We start from the raw sequence: 12,808 nt of genomic DNA, 5'->3' as shown, positions 1-12,808 counted from the left end.
TCATTTTTACTGTACTATTTATCTCTTTTTAGCACAACAACTTCGGTAGACCCCACCTATGAAATCAATTTACTTTTAAGATTGACTGCTATTTTGATTTTCTGCTGACAGTTCAGCGAACAGCGATCGGCGAACAGTAGCGATCGCTAAAGCAGGAGGCTTAAAATCTTATTATTTTGGTCAAACTGAGAAATTTTTTGTTGATTCTCAATCTAATCATCATCTGTAAATTCTTCGATTGTCTCGCGTCCTACTTCACTCAAGATGAAATCAATAAAATCGCCAACGGGAGGGACGCGATCCGAAGCAAATACCATACCTAAGGTTTGTGTCATTTTATAATGTCCGTCCTCGATATTTTCTGACGTGGGTTCGATACCATCTAAGCTCAGAACATTAACCGGTAATGCTGCAATTTCCTCTGAGATCGGGATTGTGCCGATGCTGTATTCTGTGGTTGCGATCGCGTCTAAAGCCTGTGCGTCGTCGGTCAATAAAATCGCGTCTGGGGTAATTTCTAAATCTTCTCCTAAATAATGCTCTCGTAGGAGTTGTTTTTCGCTTTCATCTTCAGGAATATCAATGAGAAAGATCGGGGCATTTTCTCCGCCAATCTCTTGCCAGTTTTTAATCTCTCCGCGATAAATTCCTTGTAATTGCTCCGTGGTTAAATCTGTCACATTCCCGATACTTTGATGAGTAACAACAACCAAAGCATTTTGAGCAAGAACTTGATATTCAAGAGCTTGGCTCTGTTCTTCTGTTGTCAGAGGACGACCGACGGCACCAATATCTACAATCTTATCTTTAACTCCTTGAATGCCACCACTGGTTTGACTGTTGGGTAAAAACTTAAATTCAACGGCTTGAGATTTTTCTTGATAGACTTCGGCCAGTTCTTCTAAAATTTCGTAGGTTTCAACCGAACCGCCAATTTTAATTTCTTGTTGTGTTAGCGATACATTATTAGAGTCATTCGACAGACAACCTTGTACGCAAAGAATGACAATTCCGAGTAATTTTAAAGTGTTAGAGAATTTCATGATAGCGATCGCCATTGATTTGAATATGAGTCAAGGCCATTTCTCGCGTTAAGTTCGGCGATCGATGGGAGACCTACTCTATTAGTATGTCATCGAGTCGCGAATTGAGCGAGCAAAAGCATTCCTATCGCACTCAAGAAGCTCTGTCTTGCCGATATAGCTCTTGAGTACGGGTTGAATTGCCTAAATTGTCTTTAAAATGGCGCGAAAAATCGTGGCAATTTTAGCTAGAATATTCAACGTCTCGATGATGGGGAGCCATGAAATCAATTTCCGGGCCGATGGGAACAATTCCCGTCGGATTGATGGTTTTATGGCTCTCGTAATAATGCCCTTTAATGTGTACAAAATTAACGGTTTCTGCGACACCGGGAGTTTGGTAGAGATCGCGAATATAGCCCCAGAGATGGGGATAATCGACGATGCGGCGAATATTGCACTTGAAATGCCCCACATAGACTGGATCGAAGCGCACGAGGGTGGTGAATAGCCGCCAATCTGCTTCTGTAACGCGATCGCCGACAAGATAGCGTTGTTTCGAGAGGCGCTCTTCGAGCCAATTCAGAGTATTAAATAAGGGTTTTATTGCCTCTTCGTAGGCTTCTTGGGTCGTGGCAAATCCGCATTTATACACCCCATTGTTAACGGTATTGTAAATGCGATCGTTCACCGCATCGATTTCCGAGCGCAATTCTTGAGGATAATAGTCTCCCGGTTTTGCACCGATACGATCGAAGGCACTATTAAACATCCGAATAATTTCTGAGGATTCATTATTCACGATCGTTTGAGCCTGTTTGTCCCAGAGAATCGGCACCGTCACCCGTCCCGTATATTTAGGATCGGCATGGGTATAGATTTCGTGTAAAACCTCGGCATTAAACAGAGGATCGGCGATCGCCCCTTCACCGGGTGCAAATGTCCAACCGCGATCGCCCATCAACCAATGTACGACGGATAGGGAAATCATCTCTTCCAATCCCTTGAGAGCGCGGAAAATCAGCGTCCGATGCGCCCAAGGACAGGCATAGGAGACATAGAGATGATAGCGTCCCGATTCTGCCTTAAAACCCCCTTTCCCTGTAGATCCGGGGCTGCCGTCAGCAGTCACCCAATTACGAAACTGTGAGGCTTTGCGAAGGAATCGCCCTCCTGTGCTGGTCGTGTCGTACCATCGATCCTGCCAAATACCGTCTACTAAAAGTCCCATAATTCTTCTCCTGAAAATATTATTTTTGCAGTCCTGCGCGATCGCATTTAAAACTATCTTGACATAGCCAGCGAACCCAAAATGAATCTGATTGGTTTTCGCGTACCGTCTTGGGTTTCTGAGGATGAATGGAACACATGGAATATAAATTTACAAGTATATTTGTTATAACAGGGAAATACTTTTTTATCATTGCCAACATATTTTAACAAATTAGAATGTAGCACGGCCGAAGCCTAAAAGTTATAATCGAGTCAACTCATCATGAGCCAAACAGTTTGGAATATTCTCGGCTTACTTACTCTCCTTGCAGGTATTTTACTGTTTTGGGATTATCCCGAACGATTAGCAATTTTACCTCCCGATCGCTATTTTCAATTCATTGCTGAAGGAGTCTTTTTTGCTTTAGTCCTTGGTGCGATCGCCTGTATGTGCTTCTTTCCTAAATCTCGTCCTATTACTCTACGAATTATCGGTGCGATCGGTGTTTCAGGATGTATTTTTATTATCATTGAGGGATTTCGACAACAAAATTTTTCCCAATATCCAATCGTTTTCTTATTTTGGCTACCCGGCTCGATTTATTTGGTTTTATCAGGTAGAATGGACTAGAGATCGAGATTGCGGAAATTCCCCTTATCTCGATCTTATATTAAATTAGCTGGAATACTCATCACAGATTAGCGGCTTAGATTTTGTCTCTCAACTCAATGATTTCTAGCGATAAGGTTGGGTTTCACTTCGTTCTACCCAATTGACTCAATTTTTCACGACTCAATTTTTCATACGGTCTTTTTGAGTTGTTAATTCGACAAGAAACAGATATTATTTCAAGATAGATTAATGAATGAATCAATCATAATCTTCTTTTAAACAATCAATTCTATCCTAAAACTTGAGGTAAAACAATGACATCTCGTAATGGAAAGCGTACATTGATCGGTGATTTTCGCGATTTTATTATGCGCGGGAATGTAATTGACTTGGCTGTTGCTGTCATTATTGGGGGCGCATTTGGCAAGATCGTCACTTCATTCGTAGAAAATATCATTACTCCGCTTATCTTAAATCCAGCAATGCAAGCGGCTCAAGTCGATAAGCTGGAAAATTTAGCGGCTGGAGGCATTCAATATGGTTTGTTTTTGGCAGCAATTTTGAACTTTATCGTCATCGCTTTTTGTATGTTTCTGGTGGTTCGTAGTTTTGAAAATGCCCAAAAACGCATGACCCGAGAAGAAGCGATCGCGGCACCGGAACCGACTCCCGATCCGTCAATTGTGGCACAAGAAAATTTGACCCAAGCTGTTGAAAGGCTCACACAAGTCATGGAGCAAAAAACCTAGACTGACAAGGAATTTGAGCGATCGCATTTATCCTTGCATTGGCTATAGGATTGGGAGTAGTTCAGGGGAGAGGTCTGTTTTGACTTTTCTCCTCATTCTCCACAATCATTGCCACCAATTCTTCTAATTGAGCAGGGTTGCCGTGAGGATATAATTTCTTAACGGGAATTTGTGCCAACAAACGCGTCAAACTGACAAACTCTGCCTTTCTCAAGTCGCGATCGAGAAGATAGTTGGTTGAAGTATTGGCAATGAGAGCGATCGCTGCCTCTCGAGAGGAAATTTCCTCAATTCTCGGGGCATTTTCAGATTGTCGCGTTTGCAAAAGATATATTTGTGACAAAGGAAGTGAGGCGGACTGAAAGGAATATTTTTCTTGGGTTAAATCTAAGTAACGTTTATCCCATGTTGGATTCGTGGGAACGATCGCGGGAAGTCGATCGCGATCGCCATAAAGAAATCCCACAGATTCCGGCCACAATCGCAAGCGAGGATAAGCCGGATGCACGTAAGGAATATTTTCTCGCCAATGTAACGCTACCACATCATCCGAGAGTATGGGATGACCGCGTTGGGCAAAAGCCGCCGCCGTTGTGGATTTTCCCGCCCCTGCCGTCCCGACAAAAGCGATCGCGCGTCCGGCAATGGCGATCGCACTAGCATGCAAGCAAAATATTCCTTGTAACCGCAGAACAAAAGCGAGAACAGGTCCCAAAAGATAGGTTGCCGTATCTTCTAAAGTGAGAGAATTCGGCCAGTTTGCCCAAATTTGCAAAGGCGATCGCTGAATCAAAAACTCAGTTGCATCGCCATATTGCCAATAAAATAGCGTGTTTTCTGGGGATTCGCGATCGAAACATTGCCAAACTTGTAAATTAGGCTTGCCTGTTTCGTAATTCGACGAACTCGAATACCATATTTCCCGCCGAAATTGCGCCAAAGCGGGAAATATCCTCAACTGTATCTTCACGGGTCGGGATGTTTGCGACAACAGTTCCGCAGTTGTTAAAGGCACTAAACCGGGAAGGAGAAGATGAGTCGAGAGGGTCAGTCCGCAAATTCGATAAGTAAATATTCCCATTACCGATGACCCATTGATTTAATCGGTTTTATTGGGAACGGCAGCCATTCCAGGACCATCGGGAGCAATTCCTTCAACCGCAAAATTTTGAGTGAGGGTTTTGATATCGCCATACCTTTTTAACTGGGGTTTCTGATAGGACGATCTGAGGCTTGGATGGGTTGACATGGTGACTTGCTCCGCAAAAATGCTCTTGCATCTGTCTTAGCAGATTTTTTCGTTAATTGGTTTTATTGGGAACGGCACCCATGCCCGCGCCGTCGGGCGCAATGCCTTCCGCATCGAAGTTTCGGGTTAAGGTTTTGATATCCCCGTATGTCCTGAGTTGAGGTTTTTGATAGGGTCGTCGGGAATTGGGCTGGGTTGACATGGTGACTTGTTCCTCAAAAATTTTTCTTTAGTATTTCTTAGCAGATATTTTTAGGTTGTGACGTTCTCTCACCGCTAAGTCCTTCGGACTCTAGCGGGAGCTTCAAAAGAGACTGAGTTGAACCCAGTTCTTTGCAGTTTCTTGCTTCACGGGCTGACTATCGTCTAAGCCTCCACAAGCAGAAGCGATGAGACCCACCGCTTGTAAATCTTCCCATGCCCGATGCAAAATGTTAATTGCCGCGTTTTCGTCTCTGTCCATCGTTAGTCCGCATTTCGGGCATTCATGAGTGCGAACCGAGAGAGTTTTCGGGACTTTCGTACCACAGCCGCTACAATCTTGACTTGTGCCATGAGGATTCACCTTGACTACCCGAACGCCGCATTTGACTGCCACTGCTTCTAAGATAGTGATAAATTGTCCCCATGCTGCATCAAGAACACTTTTAGCTAATCGAGTTCTCGCCAGTCCTTTGATGTTTAAATCTTCAACAGCAATTAAGTCATAACACCTCGTTAACCAGTTTGCTATTTTGTATTGAAAATCTTTTCTTTGTCGCTGAATTCGTTGATGAATTCTGGCAATCTTGTTTTGTTGTTTTTGATAGTTTTTTGACCCTTTTGTTTTGTTCTTTAATCTCCTTTGCTGACGTGCTAAATGATTCTGTGCCTTGCGATAGGTTTGCTGAATGGGAACGGTTTCACCCTCCGATGTGGTTAAGAATTCTTTTAATCCCACATCAATCCCTACTGCTGTCTTGACTTTATCTAATGGCAAGGGTTCAGGGACTTGTTCATCTTTCGCCGTCAAACAGACATAATAACCATCTGCTTTCTTGACAATGGATGCGGTTTTCAGTTCAAACCCTTCGGGAATCGGACGGTGAACGATAACCGGAATTATCCCCAATCGCGTCGTTATCAAATTTTTCCCATCAAACTTCATCGTAGCTTTCGGGTGGTTAACCCGTGAAAACTCAAACGATCTCAACTGTCCTGCTTTTTTAAACCTCGGTCGTCCTCCACGCTTTCCCTTCTTGTCTGGAACTCTCCATTTTTTCCAGGCTTTATCTAATCTTTGTAGATTGATTTGTTGCACTTCTGAGTAGATTTCCTTGTAATCGGGAAAGAGGATTTTTGTTTCTTTAAGTGCCGCTTGTTGAGTGTAGTAATTTACAGATTCCGGGATTTCTCCAATTGATGAGGACACCAAACTGCACCGATCTACTTGAGAGCGGGTTTGTCTCAAGTAGTCATATCGTTGACCCAAGGCATAGTTCCAATGGCGACGTAAGAGTTCTAGCCAATAATCAATCTTTTCTGCCTGTTCTCGGGTCGGTTTAATTCGGTAGCAGTAAGTTAGAATCATATTGTCATTATAGCTTATCGCTTTTCATTGGTCAGTTTTGTTAGTTGAATTTAACGGGGAAGTTGACTCGCTACCGCTCGATTTCCTTTGTTGGTCGCGATTCCTCTCCCGCTAAATCACAGATTCTAACGGGAGACCCCTCGCGACATTTAGTTGGAAGAGCGAAATCTCTCGATCTATCAAAGTCTGGCTTGGCAAGAAGCCAAGAAAGGGAATGGTGCTTTCTATTTTTGCCCAGATTTTTGCAACCAACGCCCCAGACTGAGAGGGCGCAAACTGCACCACGCCGTATAAACTGTTAATTGTTCCGAGTGGGTGACTTGCAGGAGTTTGCCGACATCCACATAAGCATCGATCGCCTCAATTTCCGTCAACGCCTCCCAAGGACTGCAGCCACCTTGGAGAAAGGTGTAAAATGGTTGTCCGGCGAGGGGGGTTTTAGGGCGACGTTCGATCGCGAGGGGCAAACGATGGCGATCGCTTTGCTGCCTGCGCCAAAATAGGGTTTTTCGTTCTAGTTCCTTCTGAATAAACCACGGGAAAGGCGGTAAGGCGAGTAAATAGTTTAAGAGACGTAGATCTAAAAAAGGCAAGCGGATCTCGAGGGGAACGCCAGTAAATCCGGGATCTGATGTTTCAAATTCGAGCATCCACATGGGTTGCAGCAAATCTCGATAGGCTTTGGGACGAAAGGGATGGGGAGATTGAACGGCAGTTTGGGCATTCCGCCAGCGATCGCGTAACTGCCAGCGTTTTTCAAAATCGCGATCGAACCAGTCGGGATAGCCATCTTCCTGATTATTTCTCTTTCTCAAATGCTTCAATTTCCCAAAAAGTCCAGTTCCCCATTGCGGTTGTAAATTTCTCGCCATACAGTTGATTAAATCTGCCAACAGGTCAATTGTCGGAATTTTCCCCCATACCTCCATTACCTTTGAGGTTCTTAAGGCTTCATCTCCACCTTGACCATATAGTCCGATACGGCTATGGGCGGCGATTTGTCGGTATTGATGTTCATCTTGTAGGGGAAACGGGTTGAGACAAGGTTCGGGGGTTTGCAGATGGGGAAGTTCCCAATCTTGAAAGAGCGAGTAATCGTCGGCAATGAGATAATGGAGGGGCATCATGAGGGCATCTGCAGCCAATTGAGCGTATTTTTCCTCGCGATCGGGAATGCGATCGCGATAAATGACGCTGAATCCTTGCAGATCGAGGTTAGAATTCTCCTTGCGGGCAACATCGAGGGCAGTGGCGGCGATACTGGTAGAATCGAGGCCGCCGCTAAAAAAGATACCTGCTTTTGAACTTCGCAAGCGATCGCTGACGGCTTCATCTAACAAACTTTGGAACTGTTCGATGTAGGTTTCTGGGTGTCGATAACGCAGCATTTCCGGTACCGGAAGCGTCCAATAACGACGTAAAACGAAGCGATCGCTAACGGAAAGACAATGACCTCCCGGTAAGCGTTGAATATCTTTAAAAGTAGTCGTTTGCGGGTTTTGGTTGAAGCCAAAGAGGAGAAAATCTGCGATCGCTTCTTCCTGTAAACTGGCAGAAACTTTGGGATGCAAGCGCAAACAGTTAAGGGTATTGCTAAATAAGAAAATATTCCCTAGATCGGCATAAAAGAAGGGTTTAACCCCGAGGCGATCGCGGGCGCAGAATAACTTTTGAGCGCGATCGTCCCAAAGGGCAAACGCAAAAACTCCCATTAAGTGATGCAAGCAATCTTCCCCCCAAATTTGATAAGCGTGGAGAAGAAGAAGCACATCAGGGGCATTCTTGGCGATCTCACATCCTTGGCCGCGCAATTTGGCCGCGAGATCCTTGCGTCCATCTAAGCGAAGGTCTGCCGTAATACAAGTTTTACCGTCAAGAGTCAAGGGTTGTTGCTCCGCGATCGACTCATCGGTAGTTATCAATAAAGTATGCCCCAAACCCACGCGATCGCCCCGCCAAATGCCTTGTCTATCCGGTGCGCGATCGGTGAGAAAATTCGCCAATTTTTGTAAAAGCCCCTCATCGATCGGCTGGCGATCGCGCCGAAAAATTCCACAAATACCACTCATGGGATTGATAACTGGTAACTGATAACTGGTGTACGGACGTTGCATGCAACGTCTCTACTGGTAACTGATAACTGATAACTGATAACTGTTAAAGAAATTCTGAGAGAAAGTCCAGATTCCCCTCGTCGAAAAGATCGAAGGGATCGTCCCCCCAAACCGGTTCGGGCCAGAGTAATGTTAAAGCCAGACAAACATCCTTATCGATCGCTTCAATATCATCTTCCTCAAAAAGTTTGGCCAAAGCACTGAGATCGCGGGTTTTCAAGGGCATTAACTGAGCGCCGTGATATTCTCCCTCATAGAGTGCTTGTTCGGTGCGCCAAGAGGGTCGCGGCAATTTCCTCAAAGTACGTTCTGCTTCCACCCTCGCGCTAAAACGAATCAGATCGAGAGGAAAAGCGCTTCGGTTGTGACTGGGAGAAGATACTGACATGAGTTCAAGAGGGAAGCAGCAGTAATTCGAGAAGAAAAGAAAGAGCGAAAAAATCCAAAAAACAAGGCGCATTTAAGCCATTTGGCTGAATTTGATAGCGCTATTTACTATTATGCCCGTTTATTTACGGAACGAGAAGGCGATCGCGCAAATCATCTGAGCTACGGATTGCTCTTGCCCTTTAGTTTAAACTTTTTATTGAATCGAGAAAAATTTTGTTGAGAAATATATTGCGATGATCCGTACCGCACTACAACCTTCGAGTATTAACCGCGATCGCTTCCTCCAAAGTATTACCGATCTTGCCGCGATCGGTCGCCTTCCTCAAGGCGGTGTCCGCCGCATTGCCTATACTCCAGAAGATATCCACGGGCGCAATTTGGTCAAACAATGGCTGCAAGATGCAGGCATGAAGGTCCGGATCGATGCGGCTGGCAATCTCATTGGCAGATATGCCGGGAAATTCCCCGAACTTCCGGCTTTAGCCACGGGATCGCATCTCGATACGGTGCCGAGTGGGGGACGTTACGATGGTGCATTGGGGGTTTTAGCCGGGTTGGAAATAGTGCGGGCGTTACGAGACAAAAATTTACAATTCGATCGCGCTTTTGAGGTCATTGTTTTTACTGATGAAGAGAGCAGTACTATCGGCTCAAAAGCAATGTCAGGAAATGTTGTCAGAGATCCCGACTATTATCGCCGTCCCGATGGCTGCGATATTCAAACTTGTTTGCAACGCATTGGAGGAAACTGGGATGCGATCGCTACAGCAAAACGAGAAGCCGGCGCGATCGCCGCTTTTATCGAACTGCACGTAGAACAAGGTCCCGTTTTAGAATCCATGCAAAAGGAAATCGGCATCGTGGAAGGAATCGTCGGCCAGAGGCGCTTTAAAATCCATGTTGAGGGGAGTGCCAACCATGCTGGGACGACTCCTATGTATATGCGTCGCGATGCCCTTGTTGCCGCTTCTAAGGTGGTTTTAGCGGTGAATGAAATTGGCAATACCCTCGGACAGCAGGTGGCGACCGTTGGGCAATTGCAAGTTTATCCCAATGCGGCCAATGTGGTACCGGGAAATGTAGAAATGAGCTTGGATCTGCGCGATTTATCCAGCCAGCATATCGATCGCCTGTTGGTACAATTGCGCCTGCGTTTAGAAGAGATCGCCATTGCCACTGACACGAAAATGTCCTTCCTCCCGCGTTTGCATCTCGAACCCGCCCTCGCTGAGCCTCACATTCAGCAAGCGCTCGCTCGTTCTTGTGAACAAATGAAATTGAGTTATACCTACCTTCCCAGTCGTGCCAGTCACGACGCACAGGAAATGGCCAATATTACCGAGATGGGCATGATTTTCGTTCCTTCTTCCGGGGGAGTCAGCCACGCAGAAGAAGAACATACTTCTCCCGAAGAATGCGTTCGCGGTGTCGAGGTCTTATTAGCCACCCTGTTACAATTAGATCGATATTATTCAACTTAATGGTTTTCGGACTTCGAATGCAAACTTGGCTGCAAAAGCCACGTTTATGGACAATTTCAAGGGCGCATTCGCCAAAGCGAGTTAGCAGAAACTTTAGCAAAGATGCTTGCAGAATTCCGCTTCGATCGCATTATTGCTGCCTTAGAATGTTAAACAATATTTTCATAAACTAGGCTGCAATTCTTCCGTCTGGTAGCGTTGCTCCGGTTAATTTTGCCCCGGTAAGCTTGACAAACCAGCGATCGCCGGTTCCCATTTTCGCATTTTTTAAATTTGCCCCCCGCAAGTCCGAACCACTCAAATCTGCACCAATTAAATTCGCACCTTCTAAATTGGCATCCTTGAGATTTGCTTGCAATAAATTAGCCCGAAATAAATTGGCATTCTGCAAATTTGCCCGCTCAAAATTGGTACCGTGTAAAAAACCATCGCTTAAATTAGCTCCTGTTAAGTTAGCAGCTTGTAAATTTCTGCCAGCAAGGTCTTTTTCTTGGAGATTTGCGCCTTGTAAATCTGCCCCTGCCAGATCGGCAAAAGCAGGTCTTTTATAGCGCTCTTGCGGCGATCGCTCGGTAACAGGTTGCGAGGAAGCATAATGATTACTATCGGGATAGCGATCTGGAGACCGTTCTACAGGGGAACTTGTAGTACTTTCGTATGTCGGAGTTCGCTGGACGCGATCGCTATGCTGGCGATAATGATGGTTTTCGTAACAAGCGTAACTGTTATCGTTGCGATTGCTCGATGTATAGGTTTTCTGAGAATAGGTTTTCTGAGAATAGTTTTTCTGAGAGTGATTTTTCTGAGAACTGTGACCATTGCGATCGCTGGCACTATAGCCATAAGAGCCATAACTCGCGCGATCGCTCGAGGTATAAGCATAACTGCGATAGGGATCGCGAGGAGGTTGAGAGCGATCGGCAGAATGAGTGCGATGTTTGGGAGAAAGCGATCGCAAATAATCTCGCGCTTCATTGATCTCCTTAATTTTTCCTTCTGCTTTTTCCAACAGCAGAGGATCATCTTTGGGCTGGCGATCGGGATGCCACAGAAAAGCTAAGCTTTTATAGGCTTGGTTAACCTCCTCCCAAGAGGCACCCGGTTGCAATCCCAATACACGATAGTGGTAATCCCGATTTTTTTTCATAAACCGCTCTTATAGGGGATTAGTTCCCCAGCTTATCAAAGTTGGCTGGCGACTGGGAAAATTCTAATAAATTCCTTAGAATGCGATCGCTATTTCTGCGAAATGCGTTAAAAATCTTGCCAGAGAGAGAGGAAAACCAGAAAATAATCCCTCAAACTCATCGCGACCCGGAAATCTTCTCTCAGGATGGGTGAGGTATCGATTAAAATTGGCGGAAGATTGTCACAATTTTAATCAAATTATCTTTGCCTGATGAGTATTAACACTGAAGATCGAGACTCATTTGCCCTTGATGCTAATTTGGACAGCAATTTAGCCCCCGTAGATGCTCATAAAGCGATCGCGGGTTCTTTGGTTGTCTCTCAACCCGATAAAACAGTGTTAACGGGATTAACAGCAGATGCCTACGAACATCCCTTCGATCGCAAAGCCTTAGAATCATTAAAGAAAATGCCCGGCATGTCATTACTCTTTAAAAAAATTAACGAATACGGCATCGATCGCCAACTCAGATTACAACACGCAGGCAGTTATCTCAGAGTCACGTCTCGAAGTTTCCCTGATTTTTATCAAACCCTCACTCATGCCTGCCAAATTCTAGAAATAGAATCGATTCCAGAAGTTTATTTATTTCGAGGCCTGCGAGACTCTTATACAATTGGCGTAGAAAAACCGATTATTTGCTTTGGGATGAATGTGTTTAAATCTTTCGATCCTGAAGAATTATTGTATATTATCGGTCACGAACTCGCTCATATTAAAAGCCAGCATTTACTTTATCACCAAACTGCAACGATTTTACCCACTTTAGGCACATTACTCAATCGGACGACAATGGGCATTAGCGGTTTAGCAACCAGTGGCATTCAATTCGCTCTCTATAATTGGGTTATGATGTCCACATTAACCGCCGATCGCGCCGGATTATTAACCTGTCAAAATATTAGAGCCGCCATAACCAGTTTAATTCAACTTACTGGTGTTGCCAAACATTATATTACCCCCGTCGTCGTTGAAGATTTTGTCGAACAGGCGCGGGAGTTTGAAACGGATTTCGATAATTTCAATGCCCTTTCTAAAATGTTCAGTTTCATGAATGAGGAAATGTATCCTTGGTCGGTGATGCGAACATCAGAGCTTTTAAAATGGTACAAATCTGGAGAATACGAAGCCCTTCTACACGAAACCAGTTTTGCCGATTTGAAACCTACAGAAGAATGGGGTTTTCTCTCTTCATGGTAATAGTTTGTCATTAATATTA

The 12,808-nt window shown here is 44.8% G+C and carries 13 protein-coding genes; 4 read left to right on the top strand and 9 right to left on the bottom strand.

Going from position 1 to position 12,808, the window contains the following annotated elements; translation table 11 throughout:
- Positions 1 to 212: 212 nt before the first annotated feature.
- Entirely contained in the window at positions 213 to 1,058 is an 846-nt protein-coding gene (locus tag AC6RV6_RS26530; RefSeq protein ID WP_500243904.1) for a substrate-binding domain-containing protein, read from the bottom strand.
- Positions 1,059 to 1,266: 208 nt separating this feature from the next.
- Positions 1,267 to 2,253, bottom strand: a complete 987-nt coding sequence (locus tag AC6RV6_RS26525; RefSeq protein WP_500243903.1) for a glutathione S-transferase family protein — start codon at positions 2,251 to 2,253, stop codon at positions 1,267 to 1,269.
- Between the two features lie 264 nt (positions 2,254 to 2,517).
- Here AC6RV6_RS26525 and AC6RV6_RS26520 point away from each other — a divergent pair, with 264 nt between their 5' ends.
- Complete coding sequence (locus AC6RV6_RS26520) at positions 2,518 to 2,865, top strand: hypothetical protein (RefSeq protein WP_500243902.1); 348 nt, start codon at positions 2,518 to 2,520, stop codon at positions 2,863 to 2,865.
- A 296-nt stretch (positions 2,866 to 3,161) separates the two neighbouring features.
- Complete coding sequence (mscL, locus tag AC6RV6_RS26515) at positions 3,162 to 3,596, top strand: large conductance mechanosensitive channel protein MscL (protein ID WP_500243901.1); 435 nt, start codon at positions 3,162 to 3,164, stop codon at positions 3,594 to 3,596.
- A 61-nt stretch (positions 3,597 to 3,657) separates the two neighbouring features.
- On the opposite strand, the gene AC6RV6_RS26510 is transcribed toward mscL, so the two are convergent.
- The 6 genes from AC6RV6_RS26510 to AC6RV6_RS26485 all read right to left on the bottom strand — a co-directional run bounded on the left by AC6RV6_RS26510 (position 3,658) and on the right by AC6RV6_RS26485 (position 8,917).
- Positions 3,658 to 4,677: a nucleoside/nucleotide kinase family protein gene (locus AC6RV6_RS26510; protein ID WP_500243900.1), complete on the bottom strand. Its 1,020-nt coding sequence runs from the start codon at positions 4,675 to 4,677 to the stop codon at positions 3,658 to 3,660.
- An 18-nt stretch (positions 4,678 to 4,695) separates the two neighbouring features.
- Entirely contained in the window at positions 4,696 to 4,845 is a 150-nt protein-coding gene (locus AC6RV6_RS26505) for a hypothetical protein (RefSeq protein ID WP_500243899.1), read from the bottom strand.
- Between the two features lie 52 nt (positions 4,846 to 4,897).
- Positions 4,898 to 5,047 (bottom strand): hypothetical protein, encoded by a 150-nt coding sequence (locus tag AC6RV6_RS26500; protein ID WP_500243898.1) that lies wholly within the window; start codon positions 5,045 to 5,047, stop codon positions 4,898 to 4,900.
- A 102-nt stretch (positions 5,048 to 5,149) separates the two neighbouring features.
- On the bottom strand, positions 5,150 to 6,415 hold the full coding sequence (locus tag AC6RV6_RS26495; protein ID WP_500243897.1) for an RNA-guided endonuclease InsQ/TnpB family protein: 1,266 nt from the start codon (positions 6,413 to 6,415) through the stop codon (positions 5,150 to 5,152).
- A gap of 224 nt (positions 6,416 to 6,639) precedes the next feature.
- A complete protein-coding gene (locus AC6RV6_RS26490; RefSeq protein WP_500243896.1) occupies positions 6,640 to 8,529 on the bottom strand; it encodes an asparagine synthetase B family protein in 1,890 nt (629 codons plus the stop codon).
- A gap of 43 nt (positions 8,530 to 8,572) precedes the next feature.
- On the bottom strand, positions 8,573 to 8,917 hold the full coding sequence (locus tag AC6RV6_RS26485; protein WP_500243895.1) for a hypothetical protein: 345 nt from the start codon (positions 8,915 to 8,917) through the stop codon (positions 8,573 to 8,575).
- Positions 8,918 to 9,152: 235 nt separating this feature from the next.
- Between AC6RV6_RS26485 and AC6RV6_RS26480 the strand changes: the two genes are divergently transcribed.
- Positions 9,153 to 10,400, top strand: coding sequence for a Zn-dependent hydrolase (locus tag AC6RV6_RS26480; protein ID WP_500243894.1), 1,248 nt, complete (start codon positions 9,153 to 9,155; stop codon positions 10,398 to 10,400).
- 169 nt (positions 10,401 to 10,569) lie between these two features.
- Here AC6RV6_RS26480 and AC6RV6_RS26475 read toward each other — a convergent pair whose 3' ends face one another.
- The gene (locus tag AC6RV6_RS26475; RefSeq protein ID WP_500243893.1) at positions 10,570 to 11,547 is read right to left on the bottom strand and encodes a pentapeptide repeat-containing protein; all 978 of its coding nucleotides are present in this window, start codon (positions 11,545 to 11,547) and stop codon (positions 10,570 to 10,572) included.
- Positions 11,548 to 11,799: 252 nt separating this feature from the next.
- On the opposite strand from AC6RV6_RS26475, the gene AC6RV6_RS26470 reads away from it, so the two are divergent.
- A complete protein-coding gene (locus AC6RV6_RS26470) occupies positions 11,800 to 12,789 on the top strand; it encodes a M48 family metallopeptidase (RefSeq protein WP_500243892.1) in 990 nt (329 codons plus the stop codon).
- Positions 12,790 to 12,808 lie beyond the last annotated feature (19 nt).

The organism is Spirulina sp. LEGE 11439 (genome assembly GCF_059821285.1).
The sequence above is the reverse complement of the archived record's forward strand: the minus strand, read 5'-3'. Positions and strand labels throughout refer to the sequence as shown.

What these genes read in the sequence shown, in the direction of transcription:
- AC6RV6_RS26480 (WP_500243894.1), top strand. Translation starts at nt 9,153, where the DNA reads ATGATCCGTACCGCACTACAACCTTCGAGTATTAACCGCGATCGCTTC.
- AC6RV6_RS26525 (WP_500243903.1), bottom strand. Translation starts at nt 2,253, where the DNA reads ATGGGACTTTTAGTAGACGGTATTTGGCAGGATCGATGGTACGACACG.
- AC6RV6_RS26510 (WP_500243900.1), bottom strand. Translation starts at nt 4,677, where the DNA reads ATGGGAATATTTACTTATCGAATTTGCGGACTGACCCTCTCGACTCAT.
- AC6RV6_RS26490 (WP_500243896.1), bottom strand. Translation starts at nt 8,529, where the DNA reads ATGCAACGTCCGTACACCAGTTATCAGTTACCAGTTATCAATCCCATG.
- AC6RV6_RS26520 (WP_500243902.1), top strand. Translation starts at nt 2,518, where the DNA reads ATGAGCCAAACAGTTTGGAATATTCTCGGCTTACTTACTCTCCTTGCA.
- AC6RV6_RS26485 (WP_500243895.1), bottom strand. Translation starts at nt 8,917, where the DNA reads ATGTCAGTATCTTCTCCCAGTCACAACCGAAGCGCTTTTCCTCTCGAT.
- AC6RV6_RS26495 (WP_500243897.1), bottom strand. Translation starts at nt 6,415, where the DNA reads ATGATTCTAACTTACTGCTACCGAATTAAACCGACCCGAGAACAGGCA.
- AC6RV6_RS26530 (WP_500243904.1), bottom strand. Translation starts at nt 1,058, where the DNA reads ATGGCGATCGCTATCATGAAATTCTCTAACACTTTAAAATTACTCGGA.
- AC6RV6_RS26475 (WP_500243893.1), bottom strand. Translation starts at nt 11,547, where the DNA reads ATGAAAAAAAATCGGGATTACCACTATCGTGTATTGGGATTGCAACCG.
- AC6RV6_RS26500 (WP_500243898.1), bottom strand. Translation starts at nt 5,047, where the DNA reads ATGTCAACCCAGCCCAATTCCCGACGACCCTATCAAAAACCTCAACTC.
- mscL (WP_500243901.1), top strand. Translation starts at nt 3,162, where the DNA reads ATGACATCTCGTAATGGAAAGCGTACATTGATCGGTGATTTTCGCGAT.
- AC6RV6_RS26470 (WP_500243892.1), top strand. Translation starts at nt 11,800, where the DNA reads ATGAGTATTAACACTGAAGATCGAGACTCATTTGCCCTTGATGCTAAT.
- AC6RV6_RS26505 (WP_500243899.1), bottom strand. Translation starts at nt 4,845, where the DNA reads ATGTCAACCCATCCAAGCCTCAGATCGTCCTATCAGAAACCCCAGTTA.